This window comes from Shewanella sp. 10B (genome assembly GCF_023475885.1).
Lineage (GTDB): Bacteria > Pseudomonadota > Gammaproteobacteria > Enterobacterales > Shewanellaceae > Shewanella > Shewanella mangrovisoli.
The window spans coordinates 35,025-56,952 of sequence record NZ_JAMDJO010000010.1 but is presented as its reverse complement, the minus strand read 5'-3'; the positions used below and the strand labels follow the sequence as shown (position 1 = coordinate 56,952).

21 protein-coding genes are annotated in these 21,928 nt (G+C 46.4%); 5 read left to right on the top strand and 16 right to left on the bottom strand.

All coding sequences use genetic code 11. From position 1 onward, the window contains the following. Positions 1–24: 24 nt before the first annotated feature. The 11 genes from atpA to mioC all read right to left on the bottom strand — a co-directional run bounded on the left by atpA (position 25) and on the right by mioC (position 9,637). Positions 25–1,566 carry a F0F1 ATP synthase subunit alpha gene (atpA, locus tag M0415_RS20030; protein ID WP_011718834.1) on the bottom strand — a complete coding sequence of 514 codons (1,542 nt, stop codon included), beginning with the start codon at positions 1,564–1,566 and terminating at the stop codon, positions 25–27. 14 nt (positions 1,567–1,580) lie between these two features. Continuing rightward, positions 1,581–2,114 (bottom strand): F0F1 ATP synthase subunit delta, encoded by a 534-nt coding sequence (atpH, locus tag M0415_RS20025; RefSeq protein ID WP_011718835.1) that lies wholly within the window; start codon positions 2,112–2,114, stop codon positions 1,581–1,583. Positions 2,115–2,130: 16 nt separating this feature from the next. After that, positions 2,131–2,601 carry a F0F1 ATP synthase subunit B gene (gene atpF, locus M0415_RS20020; protein WP_011624650.1) on the bottom strand — a complete coding sequence of 157 codons (471 nt, stop codon included), beginning with the start codon at positions 2,599–2,601 and terminating at the stop codon, positions 2,131–2,133. Between the two features lie 38 nt (positions 2,602–2,639). Next, positions 2,640–2,891, bottom strand: coding sequence for a F0F1 ATP synthase subunit C (atpE, locus tag M0415_RS20015; protein ID WP_006083840.1), 252 nt, complete (start codon positions 2,889–2,891; stop codon positions 2,640–2,642). A 70-nt stretch (positions 2,892–2,961) separates the two neighbouring features. Beyond that, on the bottom strand, positions 2,962–3,756 hold the full coding sequence (atpB, locus tag M0415_RS20010) for a F0F1 ATP synthase subunit A (protein ID WP_011718837.1): 795 nt from the start codon (positions 3,754–3,756) through the stop codon (positions 2,962–2,964). Between the two features lie 12 nt (positions 3,757–3,768). Beyond that, positions 3,769–4,152, bottom strand: coding sequence for an ATP synthase subunit I (locus M0415_RS20005; RefSeq protein WP_011718838.1), 384 nt, complete (start codon positions 4,150–4,152; stop codon positions 3,769–3,771). A gap of 225 nt (positions 4,153–4,377) precedes the next feature. Then, positions 4,378–5,256, bottom strand: a complete 879-nt coding sequence (locus M0415_RS20000; protein WP_011718839.1) for a ParB/RepB/Spo0J family partition protein — start codon at positions 5,254–5,256, stop codon at positions 4,378–4,380. Between the two features lie 9 nt (positions 5,257–5,265). Further along, positions 5,266–6,054, bottom strand: a complete 789-nt coding sequence (locus M0415_RS19995; RefSeq protein WP_011718840.1) for a ParA family protein — start codon at positions 6,052–6,054, stop codon at positions 5,266–5,268. A 74-nt stretch (positions 6,055–6,128) separates the two neighbouring features. Further along, entirely contained in the window at positions 6,129–6,749 is a 621-nt protein-coding gene (gene rsmG, locus M0415_RS19990; protein WP_249556560.1) for a 16S rRNA (guanine(527)-N(7))-methyltransferase RsmG, read from the bottom strand. Positions 6,750–6,866: 117 nt separating this feature from the next. After that, complete coding sequence (gene mnmG, locus M0415_RS19985; protein WP_086903509.1) at positions 6,867–8,756, bottom strand: tRNA uridine-5-carboxymethylaminomethyl(34) synthesis enzyme MnmG; 1,890 nt, start codon at positions 8,754–8,756, stop codon at positions 6,867–6,869. Between the two features lie 440 nt (positions 8,757–9,196). Next, positions 9,197–9,637 carry an FMN-binding protein MioC gene (gene mioC, locus M0415_RS19980; RefSeq protein WP_088212846.1) on the bottom strand — a complete coding sequence of 147 codons (441 nt, stop codon included), beginning with the start codon at positions 9,635–9,637 and terminating at the stop codon, positions 9,197–9,199. A gap of 177 nt (positions 9,638–9,814) precedes the next feature. Here mioC and M0415_RS19975 point away from each other — a divergent pair, with 177 nt between their 5' ends. Further along, complete coding sequence (locus tag M0415_RS19975) at positions 9,815–11,362, top strand: POT family MFS transporter (protein WP_249556561.1); 1,548 nt, start codon at positions 9,815–9,817, stop codon at positions 11,360–11,362. A gap of 105 nt (positions 11,363–11,467) precedes the next feature. On the opposite strand, the gene mnmE is transcribed toward M0415_RS19975, so the two are convergent. From mnmE to rpmH, 5 genes are all read right to left on the bottom strand, one after another. Beyond that, positions 11,468–12,829: a tRNA uridine-5-carboxymethylaminomethyl(34) synthesis GTPase MnmE gene (mnmE, locus tag M0415_RS19970; RefSeq protein ID WP_088212876.1), complete on the bottom strand. Its 1,362-nt coding sequence runs from the start codon at positions 12,827–12,829 to the stop codon at positions 11,468–11,470. Positions 12,830–12,932: 103 nt separating this feature from the next. Continuing rightward, positions 12,933–14,558, bottom strand: a complete 1,626-nt coding sequence (gene yidC, locus M0415_RS19965; RefSeq protein ID WP_088212848.1) for a membrane protein insertase YidC — start codon at positions 14,556–14,558, stop codon at positions 12,933–12,935. A 3-nt stretch (positions 14,559–14,561) separates the two neighbouring features. After that, positions 14,562–14,816, bottom strand: a complete 255-nt coding sequence (gene yidD / locus M0415_RS19960) for a membrane protein insertion efficiency factor YidD (RefSeq protein WP_011624661.1) — start codon at positions 14,814–14,816, stop codon at positions 14,562–14,564. Continuing rightward, a complete protein-coding gene (gene rnpA / locus M0415_RS19955; protein ID WP_007652336.1) occupies positions 14,783–15,139 on the bottom strand; it encodes a ribonuclease P protein component in 357 nt (118 codons plus the stop codon). Before rnpA ends, yidD begins: the two co-directional genes overlap by 34 nt. Before the next feature lie 20 nt (positions 15,140–15,159). Beyond that, complete coding sequence (gene rpmH / locus M0415_RS19950) at positions 15,160–15,297, bottom strand: 50S ribosomal protein L34 (RefSeq protein WP_011070423.1); 138 nt, start codon at positions 15,295–15,297, stop codon at positions 15,160–15,162. Positions 15,298–15,742: 445 nt separating this feature from the next. Here rpmH and dnaA point away from each other — a divergent pair, with 445 nt between their 5' ends. From dnaA to gyrB, 4 genes are all read left to right on the top strand, one after another. After that, complete coding sequence (gene dnaA, locus M0415_RS19945; RefSeq protein WP_249560517.1) at positions 15,743–17,125, top strand: chromosomal replication initiator protein DnaA; 1,383 nt, start codon at positions 15,743–15,745, stop codon at positions 17,123–17,125. 20 nt (positions 17,126–17,145) lie between these two features. Continuing rightward, on the top strand, positions 17,146–18,246 hold the full coding sequence (dnaN, locus tag M0415_RS19940) for a DNA polymerase III subunit beta (protein WP_023266046.1): 1,101 nt from the start codon (positions 17,146–17,148) through the stop codon (positions 18,244–18,246). Between the two features lie 161 nt (positions 18,247–18,407). Further along, positions 18,408–19,490: a DNA replication/repair protein RecF gene (recF, locus tag M0415_RS19935; RefSeq protein WP_249552792.1), complete on the top strand. Its 1,083-nt coding sequence runs from the start codon at positions 18,408–18,410 to the stop codon at positions 19,488–19,490. Between the two features lie 16 nt (positions 19,491–19,506). After that, on the top strand, positions 19,507–21,924 hold the full coding sequence (gyrB, locus tag M0415_RS19930) for a DNA topoisomerase (ATP-hydrolyzing) subunit B (RefSeq protein ID WP_011620841.1): 2,418 nt from the start codon (positions 19,507–19,509) through the stop codon (positions 21,922–21,924). The last annotated feature ends 4 nt before the right edge of the window (positions 21,925–21,928 follow it).

The following is a 21,928-nucleotide window of genomic DNA, read 5'->3' as shown; positions in this document are numbered from 1 at the left end:
TGCCTTAAGACACCTCTATCATTGTTACCAGGTTTGGGTTGCTACGAACTTGTCGAGGCCAGCTTTTAATTCAGCTTCGATATCGGCGTTATAATCGCCAGTCTCGTTGATAAGCTTGATTAAAGCAGCATGCTCGCTGTTCATGTACGAGAGCAGAGCGGCTTCGAAATCACCAACTTTTTTCAGCTCAACGCCCTTCAGGTAACCTTTTTCAGCTGCGAAAATTGACACAGCTTGAGCGGCTACGCTCATAGGAGCATATTGTTTTTGCTTCATCAGTTCGGTAACACGCACACCATGCTCAAGTTGAGCACGAGTTGCATCGTCTAAGTCAGATGCAAACTGTGAGAACGCAGCAAGTTCACGATACTGTGCAAGAGCGGTACGAATACCACCAGACAGTTTCTTGATGATCTTAGTCTGAGCCGCACCACCAACACGAGAAACAGAAATACCTGGGTTAACCGCTGGACGTAAGCCAGAGTTAAACAGATCGGTCTCAAGGAAGATCTGACCGTCGGTAATAGAAATTACGTTGGTCGGTACGAATGCAGATACGTCACCCGCCTGAGTTTCAATAATAGGCAGCGCGGTTAAAGAACCGGTTTGACCTGTTACAGCACCCTTAGTGAACTTCTCTACATATTCTTCGTTTACGCGTGAAGCACGCTCTAATAAACGAGAGTGTAGATAGAATACGTCACCAGGATAAGCTTCACGGCCTGGTGGACGCTTCAGCAGTAACGAGATCTGACGGTAAGCAACAGCTTGCTTAGACAGGTCATCGTATACGATCAGAGCATCTTCACCGCGGTCGCGGAAGTATTCACCCATAGCACAACCAGAGTATGGTGCTAAGTATTGCAGTGCTGCAGCCTCAGAAGCTGTTGCTACTACAACGATAGTGTTAGCTAATGCACCGTGCTCTTCTAGTTTGCGTACTACGTTAGCGATAGTAGAAGCCTTTTGGCCTACTGCTACGTACACACATTTGATGCCAGAATCGCGCTGGTTGATGATTGCGTCGATCGCCATCGCTGTTTTACCAGTTTGACGGTCGCCAATGATCAATTCACGTTGGCCACGACCGATTGGGATCATAGCGTCAACGGCTTTATAACCAGTTTGAACTGGTTGATCTACTGACTTACGCTCGATAACACCAGGTGCGATCACTTCAACAGGAGAGAAACCATCGTTATCGATAGCGCCTTTTCCGTCAATTGGCTCACCCAGAGTGTTAACTACACGGCCTAACAGGCCGCGACCGACTGGAACTTCCAGAATACGGCCAGTAGTTTTAACTTTTACGCCCTCTGCTAAATCAGCATAAGGACCCATTACTACGGCACCGACAGAATCACGTTCAAGGTTCAACGCGATTGCAAAACGGCTACCAGGCAGTTCGATCATTTCACCTTGCATCACATCGGCCAGGCCGTGGATGCGGATAATGCCGTCACTTACCGCAACGATAGTACCTTCGTTACGAGATTCGCTAACGACTTCGAACTGCTCGATCCGCTGCTTAATCAGATCGCTGATTTCAGTGGAATTCAGTTGCATGCTCAAACTCCCAATTACGACTGCAGCTTTTCAGACAGACGCGATAACTTACCGCGGACAGAGCCATCAATGACTAAGTCACCTGCCTTAATAATTACACCGGCGATGAGCGCGGCGTCAGTGCTGCAATTCAGCTTAACTTTGCGTGCGAGACGTTTCTCTAAAGAATTACTGATCTGCTGCTGTTGTTCAGAGCTGAGCTCAGCTGCAGAAACCACATCGGCTTCCACTTCTTTTGCCCACTCATTACGGTATTGAGCAAAAAGCTCAGATACAGCAGGTAGTACCTTTAAGCGACCGTTTTCAGCCATTACCTTTATCAAGTTCTGACCTTGCTCATTGATTTGCTCACCACACACACTAATAAAGAGTGCAGCAAGTTTAGTACTGGCTAAAGAACCAGTTAGCAGTGGCTGCATGGTTTCGTTTTCACTCACCAGTGCGGCGAACGTGAGCATTTCTGCCCAGGTATCCACTGCATTGTGTTCAACAGCAACGTCAAAAGCTGCCTTTGCGTAAGGGCGAGCGATGGTGGTTAATTCAGCCATAACTCAAACTCCCTTATCAAATTTCAGCGACTAGTTTATTAACTATGTCACTGTGGGCGGCTGGATCAATAGAACGCTCAAGGATCTTCTCAGCACCCATGATGGCAAGAGTAGCAACCTGCTTACGCAGATCCTCTTTCACGCGATTACGTTCAGCTTCAATTTCTGCTTTACCCTGAGCGATGATTTTTGCACGCTCAGCGTCTGCTTCGGCTTTAGCTTCTTCAACTATTTGAGCTTTACGCTTGTTAGCTTGCTCAATAATTTCGTTAGCAGTCACCTTGGCTTCTTTTAGTTGGTCAGTCGCTTTCGCTTGAGCCAACTCTAGGTCTTTTACCGCACGATCAGCATCAGCTAGACCGTCAGCAATCCTTTTTTGGCGCGCTTCGATGGCATTCATCAAAGGGGGCCATACAAACTTCATGCAGAACCACACGAAGATGATAAAGGCGACCGTCTGACCGATTAGGGTAGCGTTGAAATTCACAACAGCCTCCTATTTAGAGTTAAGACAGAAGCGTTTTCTTACAGCATTGCACCCAGTGGGTTGGTGAACAGCATGAATAATGCGATACCAACACCGATCATTGTTACGGCGTCTAACAGACCCGCTACGATGAACATTTTAACTTGCAGCATAGGAGCCATTTCTGGTTGACGCGCAGCGCCTTCCAGGAACTTGCCACCTAATAAGCCGAAACCGATTGCAGTACCAAGAGCACCCATACCAATCAGCAGAGCAACAGCGATAGCTGTCATGCCTAAAATCGTTTCCATCTGTATCTCCAGTATCTAAAATCTAAATCTAATTAGTTGATGATTTAGTTTAAAATTTCTTCAGCAATCCTTAATGATCTTCATGCGCCATGCTTAAGTAAACAATGGTCAACATCATGAAGATAAACGCCTGCAGCGTGATAACCAAAATGTGGAAAATTAACCAACCTAGTTGCAGAGTCACACCCAGGGAAGATAATAACAAGTTGGTACCATACATCAGCGCAATAAGGATGAAGATCAACTCACCTGCGTACAAGTTACCGAATAGACGCAATGCCAATGAAATTGGCTTAGCAACTAAAGTAACAGTCTCTAATAGGAGGTTGACGGGTATCATTGCCTTATGGTTAAAGGGCTGTAGCGTCAGTTCTTTAACAAAACCAGACACGCCTTTGACCTTAATGCTGTAGTAAATAATCAGCACAAACACACCAATAGCTAAGCTGAAGGTGATGTTTACGTCAGTTGTCGGAACCACTTTCAAGTATGGAACGCCCGCTAAACTTGCTAACCAAGGCAGCCAGTCAACAGGAAGCATATCCATGAAGTTCATCATGAATACCCATACAAAAATGGTCAGAGCTAAAGGCGCGATCAGGGCATTGCGGCCATGAAAACTTTCTTTCACGCTGTTATCAACGAACTCAACGATCATCTCGATAAAGCATTGCAGCTTACCGGGAACCCCTGAAGTCGCTTTTTTACCAACACTACGGAAAATCCACAGGAACAGAACACCAAGACCAACCGAAAAGAACAACGAATCAATGTGCCATGTCCAGAAACCTTCACCAACATGTAAGTTGGTAAGGTGATGCTGGATATAGCCCTGCGGTGTTAACGCTTCACCAGGTGCAGCCATGATTCATCCCACTTAACTTTGCTTGAAGTATAAAGGAGCTGTCCAATGCACTATTAACGTCAGTACATAACAAACAAAAAGCGGCAAAAATGCCACCTCAAGCTTGCTAAACACCAATGAAAACATTGCGATGGTTAACAGCAACTTTACCGCTTCCCCCCAGTAAAAAGTTTTTATCACTTTTGCTGCTGAACTTGCTCCCGTATGAGAGAAAGCGAGGGTTGCGAATACAAAATTAGGGAGCACAGCAATTGAACCACCTGCTAACGCAGAATAGCCAAACTGAACTCCCCACACGACGAAAAAGAGAATTGAAGCACCCCCAGCCACCGCCGCCTGCATCATCACCAATTTATAGGCTGACCATCGGCCACGACGCGCTAAAACCTTACTCAACTCATCCTCTCCGCATTCATACTTTTTGTTTCGATGACCGGATGACAAATATCCGTATTTTTGTCGATGCACAAAAAGCTTGCGAAAGTATACCTTTTCACGCCTTCATTGCAACTTTGAGATAAGGAAAAACAGCACTTTTAACGTGATATAGCGCCAAAACAGTCAAAATCCAAAATTAACATATGTCACAAATTTACATTAAAAACTGTTAATCTACAGACATTAACGAATTTTGCTAAGAATTCCGTCTAATTCAGCCAGATTCTGATAGTTAATTACAATTTTCCCCTTACCCTTACTGCTATGAGCGATCGAAACCTTGGCACCTAATCTTTCAATTAACTGCTGCTCTAAACGACAAACATCTTGATCTTTAGTCGTAGTTTCGACGGGTTTGGGCGGATTTAAGGTTTGATTAATCAATCGTTCAGTTTCCCGAACGGTTAATTCCTTGGCAGCCACTAATCTCGCCAGATTTGTTTGTTCTTCACCCTCAATTGCGAGCAAAGCGCGTGCATGGCCCATATCAATGTCGCCATACTCGAGTAAACGCTTAACCGGTTCATTTAAACCGTTTAACCGTAACAAGTTAGATACACTCGCGCGAGATTTTCCCACAACATCGGCAACCTGTTGGTGAGTCAGCTCAAATTCTTGCATCAAACGTTGTAATGCAATGGCTTCTTCCATGGCATTTAAGTCTTCACGTTGAATGTTTTCAATCAACGCAATAGCAACCGCCGCTTCATCGGGAACCGGTTTAACGATACAAGGGATTTTTTCGACACCCGCCAATTGGGAAGCACGCCAACGGCGCTCACCGGCGATGATTTCATACTGGCTATCGCTGACAGGACGTACCACAATCGGCTGAATAATGCCTTGATTGCGGATGGAATGGGCGAGTTCTTCTAACGCCTCGGGAGACATATCCTTACGAGGTTGGTATTTACCCGGTTGTAGCAGGTCGAGATCTAGATGAATAAGTTCTTCTTTTTTATCGACAACAACCACTTCTTCCGTGTGTTTTTTACTCGCGGCGTGGCTGTTACTCAGTAAAGCATCTAAGCCTTTGCCTAACCCTCTTTTCTTTAACGTCATGGTTATCCTTTACGCTCGCTTAGCCTGAGTTTTCTGTTCGGAACGGCGGATCATCTCGCCCGCTAACGCTAAATATGCCTTAGCCCCCGCACTCGATTTATCGTAGTACATGGCAGGTGCACCAAAGCTCGGCGCCTCGGCCAAACGCACATTACGTGGGATCACAGTGCGATAAACCTTATCACCAAAATGCTGTTTTAGCTGATCGGACACATCATTAGACAGGCGATTACGCGGGTCATACATGGTCCGCAAAATCCCTTCAATACCCAAACCAGGATTCACCACCGCCGCTAATTTGGTGATGGTATCAATCAAGGCGGTTAAGCCTTCCAGTGCAAAGTACTCACACTGCATTGGCACAAGTACGGAATCCGCCGCCGACATGGCATTCACAGTCAACATGTTGAGCGAAGGCGGGCAATCGATAAAGATATAATCGTATTGATCTTTTATCGGTGCGAGCGCATTACGTAACCGCACTTCACGGGCAAAAAACTCCATGAGTTTAATTTCTGCCGCAGTCACATCACCGTTACTGGCAATCAGATCGTATTTTCCCGTGGTGTCTTTGACCACGATCTCATCGAAGGGCTTTTCTTCAACCAGCAATTCGTAAGCCGTGTTTTCGACTTCGTATTTATCGACACCGCTGCCCATGGTGGCATTGCCCTGAGGATCGAGATCGATCAGCAGCACTTTACGCTTAGTCGCGGCTAAAGAGGCGGCTAAGTTGACACAAGTTGTTGTTTTCCCTACGCCACCTTTTTGGTTGGCCACGGCAATTACTTTACCCACAATGTCACCCTGTATGTAAATTCTGGTTTATTGCCTACTTAAAAATCCATATGAAATGAGGAGCTTTAAGCCTGTTATTCTTTGATTATTTTGAGTAAATGTCTTTGCTCATCGAGTCTAGGCACTTGGAGTTCGATGGTTTCGGTCACCACAAATCCAGCGGGGATTTGTTGCATCTCTTCATCACTCAGTTGTCCCTTGAGCGCATAAAATTGTCCATGCTCGGCAGGCAAATGATGGCACCATGTCAACATATCATGGATTGAGGCAAAGGCGCGGCTGAGCACTCCATCGAACTTTTGCTCGGGTTGATAGGCCTCGACTCGGCTTTCTATCGAACTAATATTGTGGATCCCGAGCTCAAAGGCCACTTGCTTTTGAAAACGGATCCGCTTGCCTAAGCTATCGAGCAGCACAAAGGTTTTATCTGGATTCATAATCGCTAAGGGAATGCCGGGCAAGCCAGGGCCAGTACCTACATCGATAAAGCGCTCGCCCTGCAAATGGGACGACACTACTAAGCTGTCCATGATATGACGGACAAGCATCGCCTCAGGATCTCTTACCGAGGTTAGGTTATAGGCTTTATTCCATTTGTTGAGCATGCCAACAAAATCAAGCAGTTGTTTTTTCTGCTCAGCCGTGGCGGGCAGATTAATTTCGGCTAAATAGGCCTCTAACTGGGCAGATAACACTGAACAACCTCAATAAAGATACGATTATAAACTCGCTGGCTATTATGAAGCCCTGAAACGTCGAAGGGAAGCCTGAATGCTTCCCTTCTGCGACCAAACTGGCGATTAAGCTAGCTTTTACGCGCTCTTGCGTAATAAACCGCGTTTTTTCAGATGCACCAGCAGAATTGAAATCGCTGCTGGCGTAATACCTGAGATACGCGATGCTTGGCCAATGGTTTCAGGCTTATGGCTATTTAACTTAGCAATCACCTCATTTGAAAGCCCTGGAACCTCTTTATAATCAAGATTCAATGGCAAACCTGTGTTCTCATTGCGTACCGCTTTGTTGATCTCTTCCTGCTGACGTTGGATATAGCCAGAGTACTTCACTTGGATCTGTACTTGCTCGGCAGCGAGTGGATCGGCAAGCCCTGGACCAAAACCTTCAATCTGCATCAACTTGCTGTAATCCATTTCTGGACGACGCAGCAACTCTTCAAACGACGCTTCACGGGAGATCGGCGTGTTTAAATGCGGATTTAACACTGGCACCAATGGTGAATTTGGATGGATCCATTGGCTACGTAGACGTTGCAGCTCTAACTCGATCGATTCCATTTTTTCACTGAAAGAGGCCCAGCGGGCATCATCCACTAAACCCAGTTCACGGCCTTTTGCGGTTAAACGCAGATCGGCGTTGTCTTCACGCAGCAATAGGCGGTATTCGGCGCGGCTGGTAAACATACGGTAGGGTTCTTTAGTCCCTAAGGTTGATAAATCGTCAACCAATACACCTATGTAGGCTTCATCACGGCGAGGACACCAAGCTTCTTTACCCTGAACCTGCAGTGCAGCGTTCATCCCCGCGAGTAAACCTTGGGCTCCAGCTTCTTCGTAACCCGTGGTACCGTTGATTTGACCCGCGAAGAACAAGCCATTGATGGTTTTGGTTTCTAACGAGTTTTTAAGATCCCTTGGATCGAAATAATCGTACTCAATCGCATAACCAGGGCGAACAATCTCAGCATTTTCCATACCTTGGATCGAACGAACCAGATTTAGCTGCACATCGAAAGGCAAGCTGGTGGAAATACCGTTAGGGTAGATCTCGTTGGTGTTTAAGCCTTCGGGTTCGATAAAGATCTGGTGCGATGATTTATCTGAAAAACGGTGGATCTTGTCTTCGATAGAAGGGCAATAACGTGGACCAATCCCTTCGATCACGCCTGAATACATAGGGCTGCGATCTAAGCCACCACGAATAATATCGTGTGTCTTTTCATTGGTATGGGTGATCCAACAAGAAATTTGTTTCGGGTGATGGCTTACATCGCCCATAAACGACATCACAGGTAATGGCGTGTCGCCTTTTTGCTCTGTCATTTGGGTAAAATCGATGGTATTGGCATCGATACGCGGTGGCGTACCGGTTTTTAAACGGCCAACACGGATTGGTAACTCGCGTAAACGGTGGGCGAGTGCGATAGATGGTGGATCGCCAGCACGACCGCCACTGTAGTTTTCTAAACCAATGTGAATCTTACCACTGAGGAAAGTACCCGCGGTTAAGACCACTGCTGGTGCTTCGAAGGCTAAGCCCATTTGGGTCACTACGCCAACTACGCGATCGTTCTCAACAACCAGATCATCAACGGCTTGTTGGAAAATACGTAAGTTGGCTTGGTTTTGCAGAATATTTTGGATCTTCTGACGATATAAAGCGCGATCAGCCTGAGCACGAGTCGCTCTTACTGCAGGGCCTTTGCTCGAGTTTAGGGTTCTAAATTGGATCCCTGCATAGTCGGTTGCGATCGCCATTGCACCGCCTAAGGCATCGATTTCTTTTACCAGATGACCTTTGCCAATACCGCCGATCGCAGGGTTGCATGACATTTGGCCTAAAGTATCAAGATTATGCGTCAGCAATAATGTCTTAGATCCCATTCTTGCTGCAGCCAATGCGGCTTCAGTTCCGGCATGACCACCACCTACAACAATAACATCAAACCGTTCATGAAAATGCATGACCCTACCTTTAGTAACTTAAGAGACCCAACGTGAGCCGATCATTTTAGCATTTGCTTTGAATGAGGTGAATGATCATTTTTAGAAAATGGATCCATAGGATCGGGACTAATAGATCTTAAGATCTTTATATAGATCTTCTTATTATGTTTACTATTAGGATCGCATTTTCCTGTGGGTAAGCTTATTTTCTTATTTATATCAAACAGTAACGAGCTTTTATTCTTGTGATCTAGCCGAGATCTACTGCCAGAAAAGGTGGGGATAGATCGGCTATTTATCCACAAGGGGGATCTTTAAGCAGATCAGGTTGTGAATAGCACAGAGGTTGATCAGATCTAAATAATAGTTTATCCACAAAAATATACATTAAAGTAGTTTTTTGTGGATAAATAAGATCTAAACTGTGGGTGGTTTGGTATGTTTTCCAAGAGAGGATCTTAAATTTGATCTTGCCATTGTGCCAACCACGCTAAAGCTGGGTCTTCTGGCACTGGATCCTGTTGTACATCGATCTGGATCTTATCCACAATGACTTTTGCACCGCTGTATTCCAGCGCTTCAACTAACTTTTCTGGGCCTTGGCAAAAGGTGTCATAACTCGAATCGCCAACCGCACATAAGGCGAACTGAACTTGGGTCAGATCCGGTGTGTTTAGCAGCAGTTCTTTACTAAATGGCTGCAAATTGTCGGGCAGATCGCCGGCACCATGGGTCGACGAAACGATGATCCAAAGGGGATATGATTGCAATTCATCCAATGTTGGGCTCAAAAAGGTATCGACTTCATGGCCTAATGGAGTGAGCTGGGCCTGCATTTCATCCGCTATATATTCACTGCTGCCGAGGGTGGTGCCGACTAATATTGCGATCTTGGTCATTGTTACTGCTCTCTGTGGTCGTTAATTTCTATCATTTTTGGGGCTTACATCTACTTACAGTGTTTTGCTGTATAAATTTACTCACTATTGATTTGCAGTCTGCTAGTATCTTTGGCTGCAATCGAGGTTTTATACCTATGACTGTAAATTTTTATAACAATTATAATAGGATAACAGATGACTACTCCTGCCGATGCGCCAAAGTGGCCACGCCAAATACCCTATATTATTGCCAGTGAAGCGTGTGAGCGTTTCAGTTTTTATGGCATGCGCAACATTCTAACACCATTCTTGATGACGGCACTTTTGCTCTCTATTCCCGAAGATCTTCGCGGAGCTGTAGCCAAGGATGTGTTCCACTCGTTCGTAATTGGGGTGTATTTTTTCCCCTTACTCGGTGGTTGGATTGCAGATAGATTCTTTGGTAAGTACAACACGATTCTGTGGTTAAGCTTACTTTACTGTGTGGGCCATGCGTTCTTGGCGATTTTTGAGCACAGTGTGCAAGGCTTTTACACTGGCTTATTTTTAATTGCCTTAGGTTCAGGCGGGATTAAGCCTTTAGTTTCTTCGTTTATGGGCGATCAGTTTGATCAGAGCAACAAGTCTTTGGCGCAAAAAGCCTTCGATATGTTCTATTTTACGATCAACTTCGGTTCCTTCTTCGCATCCTTATCTATGCCATTGTTACTCAAGAATTTTGGCGCTGCAGTGGCTTTCGGGATCCCCGGAGTGTTGATGTTTATCGCCACGGTATTTTTCTGGTTAGGTCGCAAACGTTATGTGCATATGCCACCAGAGCCTAAGGATCCCCATGGATTTTTACCTGTGATCCGCAGCGCCTTGCTTACTAAGGTCGAAGGCAAAGCCAATATCGGTTTAGTGTTAGCCCTAATTGGTGGTGTTTCAGCCGCTTATGCGCTGGTGAATATTCCGACCCTAGGGATTGTGGCTGGTTTGTGTAGCGCTATGGTGCTGCTGATGGGATTTGTTGGCCTTGGGGCGTCATTGCAGCTTGAGCGCGCGAGAGGGCTTCATCCTGATGCGGCCGTGGATGGCGTACGTTCAGTGCTGCGTATTTTAGTGTTGTTCGCCTTAGTGACGCCATTTTGGTCATTGTTCGATCAAAAGGCGTCGACCTGGATTTTGCAGGCTAACGATATGGTTAAACCTTCGTGGTTTGAACCGGCGATGATGCAGGCATTAAACCCACTGTTAGTGATGCTATTGATCCCATTTAATAACTTCGTGTTATATCCTGCGATTGAGCGTATGGGCGTGAAATTAACTGCACTTCGTAAAATGGGGACGGGGATCGCGATCACTGGCTTAAGCTGGATTGTGGTTGGGACGATTCAGTTGATGATGGACGGTGGCTCGGCGTTATCTATCTTCTGGCAGATCTTACCCTATGCCTTACTGACCTTTGGTGAAGTATTAGTTTCGGCGACGGGTTTAGAATTTGCCTACAGCCAAGCACCTAAGGCTATGAAGGGCACTATTATGAGTTTTTGGACCTTATCGGTTACCGTCGGTAACCTTTGGGTATTACTCGCCAATGTGAGTGTAAAAAGCCCTGCGGTGACGGAACAAATTATTCAAACCGGGATGAGTGTGACGGCATTCCAAATGTTCTTCTTTGCGGGATTTGCGATCTTGGCGGCGGTCATCTTCGCGCTCTATGCTAGGTCCTATCAAATGCAGGACCATTATCGCCAAGTCTAGATAAACCATTTAAGACAAAGCGCTTTTAAATAAAAAAATCAGCCCCTAAGCGAACTTAGTGGGCTGATTTTTTTATGGCGTGTTTAACTAACCGCTAAAGCGAAATTATTTGCCGATACAGAATGAGCTGAAAATTTTGCCCAGTAGATCGTCTGAGGTGAAGCGGCCGGTGATTTCAGACAGGGCTAATTGCGCCATTCTCAGTTCTTCCGCTAACAGTTCGCCTGCGAGGTAAATCTCTAATTGTTCTTTACCGAGTTGTAGATGGCTTGCGGCAACATCTAATGCTTCGAGGTGGCGGCGACGGGCGATAAAGCCACCTTCGAGATTACTCTGATAGCCCATCAAGGATTTAAGGTGTTGCTTTAATTCCTCGACGCCTAGACCGGTTTTGGCCGAGATCCTATACACGCTGTAACCTTTTTCTTCGGTCATCGCGAGGTTTTCACCGGTGAGATCGGCCTTATTGCGGACAACGGTCACGCCTAAATTGGCGGGCAGGCGATTGATAAAATCGGGCCAAATATCGTGGGGATCGACCGCATCCGTGGTGGTGCCATCGACCATAAATAACACCCGATCGGCGCTGTTGATTTCGTTCCACGCGCGTTCTATACCGATTTGTTCAACCGTATCTGTGGTGTCGCGCAGGCCTGCGGTGTCGATAATATGCAGTGGCATACCATCTAAATGGATGTGTTCGCGTAATACGTCACGGGTGGTGCCTGCAATTTCGGTGACAATCGCTGACTCTTTACCTGCGAGCGCATTAAGTAGGCTAGATTTTCCGGCATTGGGACGACCAGCAATCACCACTTTCATTCCTTCGCGGATAATCGAGCCTTGCTTAGCACTGGCTTGCACGGCGCTGAGTTTGTCGATGATTTTGTAGAGTGCGTTGGCAATTTTACCATCACTTAAAAAGTCGACTTCTTCATCGGGGAAATCAATCGCTGCCTCGACGTATAAACGCAGATGGGTGACTTGATCCACCAGCTCATGGACTTCCTTCGAAAACTCACCTTGCAGTGATTGCAGCGCGCTTTTGGCGGCTTGCTCACTGGTGGCATCGATAAGGTCGGCAATGGCTTCGGCCTGGGTTAAGTCAAGCTTGTCGTTCATAAAGGCCTGTTCGCTAAACTCGCCTGGTTTGGCGATGCGAATACCTTCGACTTCTAATACGCGCTTGATCAGCATATCGAGGACGATTTGACCACCGTGGCCCTGCAGCTCTAATACATCTTCACCAGTGAAGGAATTAGGGCCTTTAAAAAACAGGGCGATACCTTGGTCTATCACTTGGCCTGAAGCATTTTTAAAGTCGCAGTAATCGGCGTAACGGGGTTTAGGTAAATGACCCAATACGGCCATGGCCACATCGGTTGCCTTATCACCAGAGATACGAATGATACCCACGCCGCCCCGTCCGGGCGCGGTGGCCTGTGCCACGATAGTGTCAGTTGTCACGGAAATACCCATTAATTCGATCAAATCATCTAAAGGAAAAGGCGGCTCATTAAGCCGCCTTTTTGCATATGCTGAGCCGTTAGCTCTTATCTAGCGCTTGGGCTTATTTTAAGCCTTTTTTCTCTAGACCTGCATAAATAATCTTCTGCTGGATGATGGCAACAATGTTACCCACTAACCAGTACAGTACTAGACCCGATGGGAACCACAGGAAGAATACGGTAAAGATCACTGGCATCCATTGCATCATCTTCACTTGCATTGGGTCCATGGTCGGTGCAATGGGTTGCATTTTTTGCATCACAAACATAGATACACCCATCAGCAACGGCAGAATGTAGTATGGATCTTGTACCGATAAGTCGTGGATCCATAACATAAATGGCGCGTGACGCAGCTCGAAACTTTCTAACAATACCCAGTACAAGGCAATGAAGATTGGCATCTGTAGCAGGATCGGTAAACAGCCACCCATAGGGTTCACTTTTTCCTTCTTGTACAGTTCCATCATGGCTTGACCCATCTTTTGACGGTCATCGCCGAAGCGTTCTTTTAGATCCTGCAGTTTTGGCTGTAGGTTACGCATCTTCGCCATTGAGGTGTACTGCGCTTTAGTCAGCGGGAACAGTAAACCACGAACGGTTAAGGTGATCAGAATAATCGCCACACCCCAGTTACCCACAAAGGATTGATAGAACATCAATAACCAGTGGATAGGGACGGCTAACCACCAAAGGAAACCGTAATCAACAACGAGGTTTAAGGTATCTGATAACGCAGATAGCGCTTTTTGATCCTTAGGACCAACATAAAACTGTGAGCTAATTTCTTGAGTCGCACCTGGTGCGATATCGTATACCGCGCCACGGAAACCAATGTTAGCTAAACCGCCAGCACTGACACTCGAGAAAATGGTGTTGCTATCGGTTGCTGGTGGGATCCAAGCCGATACGAAGTAATGTTGCAGCATAGCCGCCCAACCACCGAGAGTCGGTTGATTGAGGTTGCTCTTGCTCATATCTTCAAACTTGTACTTCTCGTAACGTACATCTTGAGTCGAGAACGCTGCGCCACGGTAAGTTGGCATCATCATGCTGCTTTCAGATGGCTTGATGGTCTGTTTAATCTGACCGTACATCTGAACTTGCAATGGAGCAGCTGAGGTGTTGTTGATTTTGTAATCGATATCAACGTTAAACTTGCCACGATGGAAGACAAACACTTTTGTGTAAGTCACACCGTTATCAGCCACATAGGTCAGTGGTACTTCTAAGGTGTCTTGGCCATCGGCTAAGGTAAATTCAGTTTTGCTGGCGGCAAATGCGGCGCGACCTTTAGCACTGCTATCGATACCATCACGGCCAATCAGGCCACTCTGAGCGATATAGGTGAAATCTTTGGTTTGCTCAAGCAAAACAAATGGCTGGTCTTTACCCTGTTCCAGTTTGTGTGAAACCAGAGCTGCAAAAACGATGTCACCACCCACTGGGTTGATTTGTACATCGAGCTGATCGGTTTTAACTGTAATCAGATTTTGCGTTGCCGTTAAGGCTGCTGGCACACCTGTGTCTGCTTCTGGAACATCAGCACTATGATTTGTGGTTGCATTCGCCACTACAGACGATTCGGTTGCAACGGGTTTTGGAGCTTTGTCTGCTTGCCACTGTTGCCACAGCAAAAAGCTGACAAACAGTAGTCCTATTAGCAATATATTGCGTTGAGATTCCATAGCCTATTTATTACACCTGTCATTTTTAGGGGGGACGGGATCACTACCGCCGGGATGCAAAGGGTGACATTTTAATATGCGTTTCAATGCAAACCAACAACCTTTCGCGGTTCCGTGCACTTTTATTGCCTCAATGGCGTAATGCGAGCATGTGGGATTGAAACGACATCGAGGCCCTAAGAGGGGGCTGATGAAGATTTGATAGCCACGAATAAACGTGGTTGCTAGCCATTGTAGCGGCGACTGAGTTTGCGCCATAGCTTTTCTATCAACTTGTTGATCTCTGCATTTTCCATTTCCATCACCCCATTTCTGACCAGCACAACAATATCAAGGTGAGGGATGTCGTGTTGATTGAGGCGAAAACTATCTCTGATAACTCGCTTAATGCGATTACGCTGATTGGCGCGTTTTACATAGCGTTTAGCTACAGTAAGACCCAAACGCGGATGTTGTTCCGAATTAGGAATAGCAAGCAGAGTGATTTCAGCAGAAGAAGCTTTGATGGGATTGGAGAATACAGATTTAAATTGCGCGGGAGTTAGCAAGCGTAACTCCCGCGTAAAGGTATAGCTAGTCAACTAGTTACCTACTTAACTTATTAAGCAGATAAACGAGCGCGACCTTTCGCACGACGACGTGCAAGCACCTTACGGCCGCCTGCAGTAGCCATACGAGCGCGGAAGCCGTGAGAACGCTTGCGCTTCAGGTTGCTAGGTTGAAAAGTACGTTTACTCATGATGGCAATCCGTCTTTGTTATAAGTGAACATATCCTTATCTCTGGTGACAGAGGTAAGGGTAAAAAAGAGGCCGAATTGTAATCACTTTACCTGTCCCCGTCAACAACGAAAGTCAGCAAGTGGCTTATTTCTGCCCGTGTATCCTTTGATCAATTTCCCGCATACACCAGAAGATGTGGATAACTCTGTGTATTGGCACTACATGTAGTAGTGAAGGGGATCTATCAAGAGATCAAAGGGGCGCCATTATAGATCAATGTGGATCGCTTAATAAAGCGGGATTTGCCCTATTTGTTGAATAAAAGGATCGAATTTGATCTTTGATGATCGGGGATATCTCCATAGAATGATCTTGTTGGGGATAATTATTTTTTAAGGATAGCGATCATTGAGATCTCGCTATAGAATACACCTCTTTTTGATGATCTTTTGGGGATAACTTAGTGGCGGTTTCACTTTGGCAACAATGTATCGGAAGACTGCAAGACGAGCTTTCTGCTCAGCAGTTCAGTATGTGGATCAGACCGTTACAAGCCGAAATGGATGGAGATACTTTGGTGCTTTATGCGCCTAACCGCTTCGTGCTCGATTGGGTTAGGGATAAGTACATCAATATCATTAATCAGTTTTTTACTGAGCAAATGGGTAATGATGCACCTAAGTTACGCTTCGATATCGGTAGCCGTCCGTCAGCGAAAAAGCCCGAGCCAGCCCCAGTTGCGGCTGTGCGTGTGCCTAATCCCCAAACCAAAGCCTCTGTAGGGACTTCATTTAATACTACTGAGCCTGTTGGTAACGCTAATCATCGCAGCAATATCAATCCCACTTACCAATTCGACAACTTCGTCGAGGGTAAGTCTAACCAACTCGGTAAAGCGGCTGCACTACAGGTTGCTGAAAATCCGGGTGGTGCCTATAACCCACTGTTCCTTTATGGTGGTACGGGTTTAGGTAAGACCCACTTATTACATGCAGTGGGTAACGGCATCATCAAAAATAATCCCGATGCGAAAGTCGTGTATATGCACTCAGAACGTTTTGTGCAAGACATGGTGAAAGCGCTGCAAAACAATGCGATCGAAGAGTTCAAACGTTATTACCGCAGTGTCGATGCCCTGTTTATCGACGATATTCAATTCTTCGCCAATAAAGACAGATCGCAGGAAGAATTTTTCCATACCTTTAACGCGCTGCTCGAAGGTAATCATCAGATCATCTTGACATCGGATCGTTATCCCAAAGAGATCGACGGGGTAGAGGACAGATTAAAATCTCGCTTTGGTTGGGGCTTAACGGTTGCGATTGAACCGCCAGAGCTTGAAACCCGTGTGGCGATTTTGATGCGTAAAGCTCAGGAGAGCGGTATCAATCTTCCCGACGAAGTCGCCTTCTTTATTGCTAAGCGCTTACGCTCAAACGTTCGCGAGTTAGAAGGCGCGTTAAACCGGGTTATCGCCAACGCTAACTTTACTGGCCGCCCAATTACCATTGATTTTGTGCGTGAAGCCCTGCGTGACCTCTTGGCACTGCAGGAAAAATTAGTCACTATAGACAACATTCAGAAAACCGTAGCTGAATACTACAAAATCAAGATGGCTGATATGTTGTCTAAGCGTCGTTCGCGCAGTGTTGCGCGCCCTAGACAAGTGGCCATGGCGTTATCCAAAGAATTAACTAACCAGAGCTTGCCGGAAATTGGTGATGCCTTTGGTGGTCGAGATCACACCACAGTGTTACATGCCTGTCGTAAGATTGCTCAGCTACGGGAAGAGAGTCACGACATTAAAGAAGATTATGCTAACTTGATTAGAACCTTATCTTCTTAAAATCAAGGAATTTGGACACTATGAAATTTTCAATTGATAGGGACGCCCTATTAAAGCCGCTTCAATTGGTTTGTGGTGCGGTAGAAAGACGCCATAACTTGCCTATTTTGGCAAATCTCCTTGTAGAAGTTAGTGGGCACTCACTCAAAATGACAGGTACCGACCTCGAAGTTGAGTTGGTGGGCCAGGCGGTCGTTCATGGTGATATCGAAGAAGGTCGTACTACAGTTCCAGCTAAGAAGCTGTTAGACATAGTTAAATCCTTACCCGAACAAAGCGAGCTTAAGGTCGAGCAGCAAGATAACAAATGGTTATTGCGCTCAGGCCGTAGCCGTTTCTCGCTGGCAACCCTGCCCGCAGAAGAATACCCCAATGTGGAAGCCTTTCAGGCGGAAATCGAGTTCTCTCTTAAGCAGGGTGTGCTGAAGTCACTGATAGACGCGACTCAGTTTTCGATGGCGAACCAAGACGTTCGTTACTATCTGAATGGTTTATTACTCGAAACCGAAGGTAATGTGCTGCGTGCCATTGCCACCGACGGTCACCGCTTAGCCTTAAGCCACAGAACCATAGATGCACAATTACCTGAAAAACAAGTGATTGTGCCCCGTAAAGGCGTGATGGAAATGGCGCGCTTGTTGGAAGCCGATGATTTAGATATCGCAATTGCCATTGGCGATAATGCGATTCGTGCGACCACCAGCACTACAGTTTTTACCAGTAAATTAGTCGATGGTCGTTTCCCTGATTATCGCCGTGTGTTACCGAAAGGTGGTGATAAAATCGTTATCGCCAGCCGTAACCACTTCAAGCAAGCCTTAAACCGTGCTTCTATTTTATCGAATGAGAAGTTCCGCGGTGTACGCATTCAGTTAGAAGCGGGATTACTGAAAATCACCGCCAATAACCCAGAGCAGGAAGAAGCGGAAGAAATCATCGATGTGGATTACAACAATCAGCCACTCGAAATTGGTTTCAACGTCAGTTACTTATTGGATGTGTTAAACAACCTTAAGTCCGATGATGTGCGTATCACCCTAATCGATGGTAACTCGAGTGCTTTATTGGAAAACCACTTGGAAGAAGATTCCATGTATGTGGTTATGCCGATGCGCTTATAGTATTCCATTGCCTACTTTGTGCCATACGCCGCTTTTTAGCGGCGTATATGTCTTCAAGCCTTATCCCTTGTTGCCTTATTTACTCGAATGGATGTGAATTGCGGTATGATGACTGTTCTGAGTCTTGGCCTAAGCCGTCGATGCGGTTTGATGAGTAACGCATGAGTCTTATCCGTCTTAATATTGATTCTTTTCGCAATATTCAATTGGCGCAGCTGAGCCCGACTGCAGGGATCAATCTGATTTACGGTCAAAACGGCAGTGGCAAAACCAGCATACTCGAGGCTATTTACTTTCTCGGCATGGGGCGTTCGTTTCGCAGTCATTTATCCCAACGAGTGATCAATAACGAACAGGATAAGTTAACCCTGTTTGCGACCTTAAATTTGCCCCGTGGCGACAGTAAAATCGGCTTGCGACGTTTCCGTAGTGGCGAAACCGAAGTCAAAATCGACGGGGAAAAGGTGAAAAGGCTATCGACATTAGCCGAAACCTTACCCATCCAAGTGATCACGCCGGAAAGCTTTTCGCTCCTGTTTGAAGGTCCTAAATCCCGTCGGCAATTTATCGATTGGGGCGCCTTTCATTCTGACCCGCAGTTTTATGCGGCATGGGTGAACGTGAGACGGGTTCTAAAGCAACGAAATCAACTGCTTAGAAATAATTCTTCCTATGATCAAATCCAATATTGGGATAGGGAGTTTGTCCGTTATACCGAGCAGGTCACAGAAATACGAAACCGTTATGTAGACTCGTTAAATGAGCTACTTAAGGGTATAATCGGGGAGTTTTTACCGCAGGTAGATGTTAAGGTTTCATTTACTCGCGGCTGGGATAGCAAAACGGATTTTGCACAACTTCTCGAATCCCAATATCCCAGAGATTTGGCTACGGGTCATACCGTCAGCGGTCCCCATAAAGCTGACCTCAGACTTCGTGTAGGTAGTTTACCGGCGCAGGATGCCCTGTCCCGTGGTCAATTGAAATTATTAGTCTGTGCACTGCGTATTGCACAGGGAAAGTTGCTCAAACAACAAATAGATAAACACAGTATTTATCTTGTGGATGATCTTCCATCCGAGTTGGATGCACAGCATAGGCAGCTATTGCTTAAGCAGCTAGTGGACACTGGTGCACAAGTGTTTGTCACTGCCATTGAGCCTGCAGCAATAGTCGATTCGTTACACACTCCTCCCAGTAGGATGTTCCATGTGGAACAGGGACGTGTAACGGTAATTGAATAACCATTGAGAGAATAATATGTCAGAGAATAGTTACGATTCTTCGAGTATTAAGGTCCTTAAGGGCCTTGATGCAGTACGTAAGAGACCTGGGATGTATATTGGTGACACCGACGACGGTACGGGTCTACATCATATGGTGTTCGAAGTAGTCGATAACTCTATCGATGAAGCCTTAGCCGGCCATTGTACTGATATCACTATTACTATCCATGTGGATGGCTCGGTCTCCGTTCGCGACGACGGCCGTGGTATTCCTGTGGCGATTCACCCGGAAGAAGGCGTGTCTGCCGCCGAGGTGATCATGACCGTACTGCACGCGGGTGGTAAGTTCGACGATAACTCTTATAAAGTGTCAGGTGGTCTGCACGGCGTGGGTGTGTCGGTAGTTAACGCGTTGTCTAAAAAGCTGCAGTTAACCATTCGCCGCGAAGGTAAAGTCCACGAGCAGTTTTATACCCACGGTGTACCTGACGAGCCAATCAAAGTGATCGGCGATGCGACTAAAACTGGTACTGAAATCCGTTTCTGGCCAAGTGAAGAAACCTTCAGCGATGTTGAGTTCCACTTCGAGATTCTGGCCAAGCGCGTGCGCGAACTGTCATTCCTCAACTCAGGCGTGGGTATCCGCTTAGTCGACGAGCGTGACAATAAGAATGAATTCTTTAAATACGAAGGCGGTATCAGCGCATTCGTTGATTACCTGAACCGTAATAAAACGCCAGTAAACAAAGACGTATTCCACTTTATGCAAGAGCGTGAAGATGGCATTACCGTTGAAGTGGCGATGCAGTGGAACGATGGTTACCAAGAAAGCATTTTCTGTTTTACCAACAACATTCCACAGCGTGATGGTGGTACTCACTTAGCGGGTTTCCGTAGTGCGTTGACACGTAACCTCAACAACTATATGGAAAACGAAGGCTATAACAAGAAAGGCAAAACTAACGCGACAGGCGATGACGCCCGCGAAGGTTTAACGGCCGTGATTTCAGTTAAAGTGCCTGATCCTAAGTTCAGCTCGCAAACCAAAGACAAGTTAGTGTCTAGCGAAGTGAAAGCCGCGGTTGAACAAACCATGGGTGAGAAGCTAAATGACTATCTGCTGGAGAATCCTGCCGATGCTAAGTTAATCGTCGGTAAGATTGTCGATGCGGCTCGTGCCCGTGAAGCGGCGCGTAAAGCCCGTGAAATGACCCGTCGTAAAGGCGCACTCGATTTAGGTGGTTTGCCAGGTAAGCTGGCGGATTGCCAAGAGAAAGACCCTGGTCTTTCTGAAATCTACATAGTGGAAGGGGACTCTGCTGGCGGTAGCGCTAAGCAGGGACGTAACCGTAAGAACCAAGCGATTCTGCCACTGAAAGGTAAAATCTTAAACGTTGAGAAAGCGCGTTTCGATAAAATGCTTTCTTCTCAAGAGGTTGCAACGCTAATTACGGCACTTGGCTGTGGTATTGGTCGCGACGAATACAACCCAGATAAGACGCGTTACCACAACATCATCATCATGACGGATGCTGACGTCGACGGCTCGCACATTCGTACCTTGCTGTTGACCTTCTTCTTCCGCCAAATGCCTGAGCTGATTGAACGTGGTTATGTGTATATTGCTCAGCCGCCTTTATTCAAAGTGAAGAAAGGTAAGCAAGAACAATATCTCAAAGACGAAGCAGCACTGACTCAATATCTGACCACTCAAGCGTTAGATGGTACTAGCATTTACCCATCTCAAGGTGCGCCAGGTATGTCGGGTGAACCATTAGAGCGTTTAGTGACTCAGTATCGTGAAGTGGAAGCGATTGTGGCCCGTTTAGAGCAACGTTACCCAACGCAGATCACCAACCGCATGCTTTATCATCCAATGATCAACAACGAAATGTTGGCGGATGAAGGCAAGATGAAGGAATGGATCGACGCCTTTATCCATGAGCTGGTGGAATTAGAAAATAGCGGTGTGTTGTATTCTGGTGAGCCTGTACTCGATCCTGAGCGTAAAGTGTATCTGCCGAAGATCACTATCCGTAAACACGGTATCGATACACACTACCTGTTCAGCTACGACTTCTTCCAATCAACTGATTACCAACGCATTGGTAAGTTAGGTGCGGCGCTCGAAGGCCTGATTGAAGTCGGTGGTTATGTACAGCGTGGCGACCGTGTGAAGGAAGTGGGTAGCTTCATTGAAGCGTTAGATTGGACCATCGGCGAAGCCAAGCGTGGCCTCTACATCCAACGCTATAAAGGATTGGGTGAGATGAATCCTGAGCAATTGTGGGAAACCACGATGGATCCTGAATCGCGCCGCATGCTGCAAGTGACGATTGATGATGCCGTTGGTGCGGATCAGCTGTTCACTTGTTTGATGGGCGACCAAGTGGAACCACGCCGTGACTTTATCGAAGCCAACGCGCTGAACGTGGCTAACTTAGACGTTTAACATC